This is a genomic window from Plantactinospora alkalitolerans (assembly GCF_015690345.1).
Lineage (GTDB): Bacteria > Actinomycetota > Actinomycetes > Mycobacteriales > Micromonosporaceae > Plantactinospora > Plantactinospora alkalitolerans.
This window is the reverse complement of sequence record NZ_JADPUN010000362.1, coordinates 1-7,574: the sequence shown is the minus strand read 5'-3', so window position 1 is coordinate 7,574 and position 7,574 is coordinate 1. Positions and strand designations below refer to the sequence as shown.

The window sequence follows — 7,574 nt, the reverse complement described above, 5'->3', positions numbered from 1 at the left end:
CCCCCTGATCAGCGTTCTGAAGGGGTTCATCCGGCGTGTCCCTGCGAAACTGACTTATCCGACCTATTCCGGCATGCACACTCTGGTCGTCGGCTTCCTCACAGTGTCGACACATCGCTGACATGGAACTGCCCAGAACTGGGTAGGGTCCGCGGACCGGCGGTCACAGTGGTGGCCGTGGAGAAACCCCAGCGCTGGCGCCTACGTGGCCCGCCGCCGGGCGCCTGTCGGGCTCGCGAGAGTCTGACAGATTAGACGAGGAGGGGCACCGTGGCCGAAAAGGCCCAGACCTACAACGGGTACTGCGTGAAGTGCAAGGAGAAGCGTGACTTCGAGGGCAACGTCGAGGTTTCCAAGACGGGCATGAACATGGCCAAGGGCAAGTGCCCGGTCTGTGGCACCACCGTCAACCGGATCCTGGGCAAGGCCAAGGTCTGACCATCGACGAACACGCGAACTGCGGGAAGGGGTGGCCGAGCGCCACCCCTTCCCGCTTTCCGCTGTCGCGCTACGGACACCAGCTGTGATGTCCGCGCGGCGACAGAAGTTACCTATCGGTTGTGGATAACCTGCCCGATCCTGTGGATAGACCAGTGCACAGCACTCGTGCGCTGTGGACAACGACCGGTGAGCCGGGGCCGTTCGGTGACAGCGTGTCGCCTCATGAACCGATCGCCGCTGCCCCGTCCCACCCTGCTTCCCGGCCTCGCCCGACTCTGGCGCGACCGGCACACCCTGCAACTCGGCCTGGATCCGCACCGCGCGGTCCTGCTCGAGGTCGCCAATCCGGCCGCCGCCCGGTTACTCGACCTGCTCGACGGCACCCGTAGCGAGCGGGCCGTCCTCGAGCACGCCGCCACGATCAACGTGACTCCGAGCGACGCTCGTACGCTGATCGACACCCTGCGGGCAGCGGGCCTGGTGGTGGCCGCGCACACGCTGCTCCCCACCGACCTGCCGGAGCCGGCCCGACAACGGCTCTCCGCCGAGGCCGCGGCGCTCGCACTCCGCGGGGCGGACACGCCCGGAACTCCCGCGCAACTGCTCCGGCGCCGGGCCGCTGCCCGGATCGTGGTGACCGGTCAGGGCCGGCTCGGGGCACCCATGGCGGTCACCCTGGCCCAGTCCGGGGTCGGACAGGTGCATCCCGACCTACGCGGTCACGTCGCACCGGCGGACACGCTCGGCAGCGGCCTGCTGGCCACCGACGTACGCCGGCCGCGTGCCCTCGCGGTGGCGGACGCGATCGCCAGGTCCGTACCCGGCACCGACACCCGACCTGTCCGGCGCGGCCGGGCCGACCTGGTGATCCAGGTCGGTACGGACCGACCCGCCGAACTGCTCGCCGCCGGGTACGCACAACGTCGGCAGGCGCACCTGCTGCTGGGCCTGCGTGACGGCACTCCCGTGGTCGGCCCACTGGTCCGGTCCACCGGCTCGCCGTGTCTGAACTGCGTCGCCCTGCATCGCCAGGACCGTGACCCGGGCTGGCCCGGCCTCGCCGCCCAGTTGGCGGTCGACGACACGCCGGAGCCCTGCCTGACCTCGACCCTGATCGCGGCGGTCGGGTACGCGACGGCGGAGGTGCTCGCCTACCTCGACGGCGCCGCACCGGAGACGGTGGGCGGAACGGTGGAGATCACCGGCCCCGGCCGGGTACGCCGACGAACCTGGCCACCACATCCACGATGCGGCTGTGGGCCCCGCCGTCGGCGGGCTGCCCGAGGCACCGGCACTCGGAGACCTGACCGATCCGACGAACGGGACGGTGGCCGGCACTCGCAGACCTGACCGATCCGACGAACGGGACGGTGGCCGGCACTCGCAGACCTGACCGATCCGACGAACGGGACGGTGGCCGGCACCGGGAACACGACGTGCCAGGGCGACCTGGTCGGGGCGGAACGGCGTACCGGGCGTGGCCCGTCGACATCGGCCCGAAGGAGCCGCCGAGGGGACGGACCGGGCGCTTTTCCCGGAATTACGGCCCGAAGTCGCCCCGAACACCGAAGGACGTGGCCGGAGCCACCCGACGACGGCGGTCGGGACAGCGCCGCGTCGGTAACAATGATCTGGTGACCGACATCCCGCGCCGGGCCGTGTCCCGGACCGCCAAGCTCGCCGCTCTGCCACTCGGCTTCGCTGGCCGGACCGTCCTGGGCATGGGGAAGCGGGTCACCGGACTGGCCTCCGAGGTGATCTCGAACGAGATCCAGCAGCGCACCGCCGAGCAGCTTTTCAGCGTGCTGGGCCAGCTCAAGGGCGGCGCGATGAAGTTCGGGCAGGCCCTGTCGGTCTTCGAGGCCGCGCTGCCCGAGGAGATCGCCGCGCCGTACCGGCAGGCCCTGACAAAGCTTCAGGAGTCCGCTCCCCCGCTGCCGGCGGCCAGCGTGCACAAGGTGCTCGCCGAGCAGTTCGGGCCGGACTGGCGGTCGTTCTTCCTCGAGTTCGACGACAAGCCGGCCGCCGCCGCGAGCATCGGGCAGGTACACCGGGCGATCTGGAAGACGGAGGCGCCTCCGGCGCTGACCGGACGGCGGCGGGCCGCGAAGTCGACGGCCACCCAGGCCGCCGGCACCCTGCCGACGGGACGACCGGTGGCGGTCAAGGTGCAGTACCCCGGGGCCGGCCCGGCGCTGCTGTCGGACCTGAAGCAGTTGTCCCGGCTCGGCGCGATGTTCCGGGCCATCCAGCCCGGCCTGGACATCAAACCCCTGCTCAGCGAGCTGCGCGACCGGATCAGCGAGGAACTCGACTACGAGTTGGAGGCGGAGTCGCAGCGGGCGTTCGCCACCGCGTACGCGGGCGACCCGGAGATCTTCGTACCCGAGGTGGTCGCGGCGGCGCCCCGGGTGCTGGTCACGGACTGGGTCGAGGGCACCCCGCTGTCGGCGATCATCAACTCCGGTACCGAGAGCGAGCGCGACCAGGCGGGCCGGCTCATGGCCACCCTGCACTTCTCGGCGCCGATGCGGGCCGGACTGCTGCACGCCGATCCGCATCCGGGCAATTTCCGGCTGCTGCCGGACGGGCGGCTCGGAGTGATCGACTTCGGCGCGGTGGCTCGGCTACCCGGCGGGCACCCGGAACCGATCGGCCGGCTGGTCCGGCTGGCGCTGGCCGGCGACGCCGACGCGGTCGTGGCGGGACTGCGTGAGGAGGGCTTCATCAAGGCCGACTCCCCGATCGACGCCCAGGCCGTGCTCGAGTTCCTGATGCCGATCCTGCAACCGCTCTCCGTCGACGAGTTCCGCTTCACCCGGGCCTGGCTACGGGTCGAGGCGGCCCGGCTGGCCAATCCCAAGTCCCCGGCGTACCAGTTGAGCCGGCAACTCAACCTGCCGCCGTCGTACCTCCTGATCCATCGGGTGACCCTCGGCTCGATCGGCGTGCTCTGCCAGCTTGAGGCGAAGGCGCCCTATCGCGGCATCGTGGAACGGTGGCTCCCCGGATTCGCGCCGGTGCCGTGACCCCCCGTTCGATCCGGTCCGGCGGCGATGCGCCGGCCGACCACAGTCGGAAGTAGGAAGGGCCTGTCGCGACGGGTGGTTGTTCCACCCACCGCGACAGGCCCTTCTTCCTGATTGTCAGATTCGGTTACCTACCGGCGGCTGTGTCTGCCGACGGTCAGAGACTGCCCAGATCGCGAGCCGCCTGGCGGCGGGCTTCCAGCGCGATCATTCGGGCGGATCGGGTTGCCTCAGTGCGCGTGGTGCTACGACCGGCCTGAGGCAGTCGCATTCGAGCCCGGGACAACGCTTCGTGGATGAGTTGCATTCTGGTAACTCCGTTCAGGGTGGGCGTCGCGGTGGTCGTCAATCTCGTTACCGCGGGTACCGCGGCGATCGGTGCCGATACGAGACCGGCAGACGTACGGATCGGGTTCATGTCAGGCCGCCAACCGGACCGTGCTGCGCGATCCGGCAAGGCCATCGGCCGCCAGTCGCGCCTGCGCCTCGACCCGCAGCGCGGCGTCCCGAGCGACGTCCTCCTTGCGTGGACGGCCCCGCGGCCGCTTGCGCGGGACAACCGCGCCACGCTCGAAGATCTCGCCGCCCCAGACACCCCACGGCTCGGAACGCTCCACCGCACCGGCCAGGCACTCGACGCGCAGCGGGCAGTCCCCGCAGAGCGACTTGGCCAGTTCCAGTTCGGCAGGAGAGTCCGAGAACCACAGGTCGGGGTCGAACTTCCGGCAGGGCAGGTTCGCCTCCAGGTCGACGCTCACGTCGAGTGGGGCCAACGCCAGACTCATCGCCCGGTCACCTCTCTCTCGTTTCGATCTTGTAGATCGCTGTTCCGACGTGCTTCGGCAGTGCGGAAATAACTAAGGCCGCGGATCCCGGTGTACGGGTTCCGCGGCCTCGAGGTGAGCCGGTTGGTCTGTGTTAGACCGGTCTACCTCGAGGTGGAACCCCGCTGACATCCATCCGCTTGACGCCGACGGCGATGCCATTGCCCGTGAATCCATTGGTCCCCTGACGCTCCGCAGACGCGGGGGCCTGAACCAGCTCGGCCTGGGTCAGGACCTGATGCACCTGCGAACGCTGGGGGGTGGCTTCGGCCAGGATGCACCCGACCTCTGACACCGGAGCGAGGACAGCAGTGAGCGCCCACGGTCGTGGGTTCAGATACCTCTCCACGGTGGCCACCTCCTGACTTTTCCTCGTCACCAACATCGGACTCATACCCCTCTTGAACAGCCTGAAAGCCGCCGCTCGCGAGGTGTGCCATGAGGCTATTCCTCATCCCGGCGCGAGGGCAAACGAATTACGGCGAAGTTGCAGAACTTTCTTCCGACACTGCTCCGGGCCCCCGCGCCGGGCCCGTCACTCGTCCGCCAGCAGCACGTCGTCGACCTCGGCGCCGCCGACCAACGCGAGCACCGCATCGCCGTACAGGCCGAGTTTGCGGGGGCCGATCCCGGCGATGGCGAGCAGCTCCTGCGTCCGCGCCGGCCGGCGTTCGGCCAGCGCGACCACGGTGGCATCGGTGAAAACCACGTAGGCGGGGACCTTCTGGACGGCGGCGACCCGGCTCCGCCAGTCACGTAGCCGGTCGAGGAGTTCGGTGTCCAGATCGGACGGACAGTCCGCGCACCGCCCCAGCTTGCGGTCCGCACCGGCGAGCAGGGTCGCCCCGCAGATCCGGCACGAGATGATCTGGGTACGTCGACGGTCGGGTTTCCGACCATCGGCACCCGGGGCCTGGGCCGACCGCGTACCGCCCGATCGGTCGAACTGCGGCAGGAAGCGGCAGGGCCGCCGGGCCCGGCCACCGGGCGAGCGGGCCGAGGCGTACGACAGCCAGAGCCACTCCCGGGCCCGGGTCACCCCGACGTAGAGCAGTCGGCGCTCCTCCTCCACCTGCTCGGCGGTCTTCGCGTAGCTGGTCGGCAGGGTGCCGTCGGAGAGCCCGACCAGGAACACCGAGTCCCACTCCAGCCCCTTCGCCGAATGCAGCGAGGCCAGCGTCACCCCGTCGACGGTCGGTACGTGCTGCGCGGCGGCCCGGCGGCTCAGCTCGGCACAGAAGTCCGCCAGCGACACCGGCCGTTCGACGGTGGCCGCCTCCCCGATCGGCAGTACGACGGGCGCCCCGGCGTACTCCTCCGCGAGCTGGACCAGCGCGGCAAGGGCCTCCCAGCGTTCCCGGGCGGCGCCACCGGCCGGGGGTTGGTCCGGCGCCCAGCCGACCGCGGACAGCGCGTCGACGACGGCCGGGACCAGCGGCGTCTCTCCCGGCGTCGACCGGGTCGCGGCACGCATCGCGATCAGGGCCTGCCGGACCTCGGTCCGTTCGAAGAACCGTTCGGCGCCCTGGACCTGGTACGCCACCTCCGCCTCGGCCAGCGCCTTCTCGTACGCCTCGGACTGCGCGTTGGTACGGAACAGGATGGCGATCTCCCGGGCCGGCGTACCGGCGGCGATCAGTTCCCGGCAGCGGACCGCGACCGCGGCGGCCTCGGCCGGCTCGTCGGCGAAGATCCGCAGGTCCGGCTCGGCACCCGGCGGCCGTTGCCCGACCAGCTCCAACCGCAGCCGCGCCTCGGTGCCCCGGGCCTGCCGGATCACCGCGTTGGCCAGCCCGACCACCTGGGGCGTCGAGCGGTAGTCGCGGACCAGCCGGACCACCACCGCGCCCCGGCGCTGCCGGGGAAAGTCGATCAGGTGGGCCGAGGTCGCGCCGGTGAACGAGTAGATCGTCTGACTCGCGTCCCCGACCACGGTCAGGTCGTCCCGGCCGCCCAGCCAGGCGTCGAGCAGCCGCTGCTGGAGCGGGTTGACGTCCTGGTACTCGTCGACCACGAAGTGCCGGTACTGGGCCCGGATCTGGTCGCCGACGTCCGGATGGTCCTCGATCCCCCACACCGCCGCGCGCAGCATGTCCTCGAAGTCGATCACTCCGTTGGCGCGCTTGATCTGCTCGTAGCCGGCGAACACCTCGGCCACCCGGGCCGGATCGTGCGGGGTCTCCCGGAGCGCCTTGGCCGCCGCCACCACGTACTCCCCCGGCTCGACCAGCGAGGACTTGGCCCACTCGATCTCGCCGGCCAGGTCCCGGGCGGCTGCCCGGTCGGTCCGCAGTCCGACCTTGGCCGCCGCCAGCGTGACCAGTCGGACCTTGCTGTCCAGCAACTCGGGCATCTCCCGGCCGGAGAGCAGCCGGGACGAGAAGTACCTGACCTGTCGCAGTGCGGCACCGTGGAACGTCCGGGCCTGCACACCCGGCACGCCGAGCGCACCGAGCCGGGCCCGCATCTCGGCGGCGGCCCGGGCGGTGAAGGTGACCGCCAACACGTGCCGGGCGGCGATCTCGCCGCCCAGGACCCGGTAGGCGATCCGGTGGGTGATCGCCCGGGTCTTGCCGGTGCCGGCGCCGGCCAGGATGCAGACCGGCCCGGCCGGCGCGGTCACCGCGGTGCGCTGTTCGGGATCGAGCCCGGCCAGGATCCGTTCCACGCTTGAGTCAGCCGCCACAGGTAGGAATCATGGCAGCCCTCGCCGACGTTGCACCTTTAGCCTGTGTGATCGACAACCCGTCCGATCCAACATCCGACCGGGCAGAACCGGTCGGACCTGGCCGAGAACGACTGAGCACCGCGGAGGTCTCGACGATGTTGACGATGTATTCCACGTCCTGGTGCGGCTACTGCCACCGGCTCAAGTCCCAGTTCGACCGGGAGGGCATCGGGTACGAGGTGGTGGACATCGAGCAGGACCCGGCCGCCGCGGAGTACGTACAGAGCGTCAACGGCGGTAACCAGACCGTGCCGACCGTCCGGTTCGAGGACGGCACGGCGCTGACCAACCCCTCCATCGTCGACGTGAAGAAGCGTCTGGCGGCGCTCGCCGAGAGCTGATCGGGGCCCTGCCCCGGCATCCGGTTCCACCGACGCGGGCGAGACCCACCGGGTGAGACTCACCACCGTCGGTGGGAACCGGACGCCGGGGACGCCTCCGTCGCCCCTCCGGCCGTCGACGGCAGGTCGGCGGCATCCGCCGCGTCCGCCGCATTGACGGCGGGTGGTCTGTCTCTTATACAAATCTCCGAGCCCACGAGACCGGAGCCGA

Annotated in this window: 6 protein-coding genes; 4 read left to right on the top strand and 2 right to left on the bottom strand. The window is 70.6% G+C overall.

Translation table 11 applies throughout. The features are described 5' to 3' along the window. Positions 1-270: 270 nt before the first annotated feature. The 3 genes from I0C86_RS37630 (at position 271) to I0C86_RS37620 (ending at position 3,470) form a co-directional block, all read left to right on the top strand. Complete coding sequence (locus tag I0C86_RS37630) at positions 271-438, top strand: DUF5679 domain-containing protein (RefSeq protein ID WP_165436864.1); 168 nt, start codon at positions 271-273, stop codon at positions 436-438. 225 nt (positions 439-663) lie between these two features. Continuing rightward, on the top strand, positions 664-1,791 hold the full coding sequence (locus tag I0C86_RS37625; protein WP_230395463.1) for a ubiquitin-activating E1 family protein: 1,128 nt from the start codon (positions 664-666) through the stop codon (positions 1,789-1,791). A gap of 284 nt (positions 1,792-2,075) precedes the next feature. Then, positions 2,076-3,470, top strand: coding sequence for an ABC1 kinase family protein (locus tag I0C86_RS37620; protein ID WP_196206085.1), 1,395 nt, complete (start codon positions 2,076-2,078; stop codon positions 3,468-3,470). 419 nt (positions 3,471-3,889) lie between these two features. On the opposite strand, the gene I0C86_RS37615 is transcribed toward I0C86_RS37620, so the two are convergent. Then, the gene (locus tag I0C86_RS37615) at positions 3,890-4,255 is read right to left on the bottom strand and encodes a WhiB family transcriptional regulator (protein WP_196206084.1); all 366 of its coding nucleotides are present in this window, start codon (positions 4,253-4,255) and stop codon (positions 3,890-3,892) included. Between the two features lie 574 nt (positions 4,256-4,829). Beyond that, positions 4,830-6,980: an ATP-dependent DNA helicase UvrD2 gene (locus I0C86_RS37610; protein ID WP_196206083.1), complete on the bottom strand. Its 2,151-nt coding sequence runs from the start codon at positions 6,978-6,980 to the stop codon at positions 4,830-4,832. 137 nt (positions 6,981-7,117) lie between these two features. Between I0C86_RS37610 and I0C86_RS37605 the strand changes: the two genes are divergently transcribed. Then, the gene (locus tag I0C86_RS37605; RefSeq protein ID WP_196206082.1) at positions 7,118-7,363 is read left to right on the top strand and encodes a mycoredoxin; all 246 of its coding nucleotides are present in this window, start codon (positions 7,118-7,120) and stop codon (positions 7,361-7,363) included. Positions 7,364-7,574: the final 211 nt, after the last annotated feature.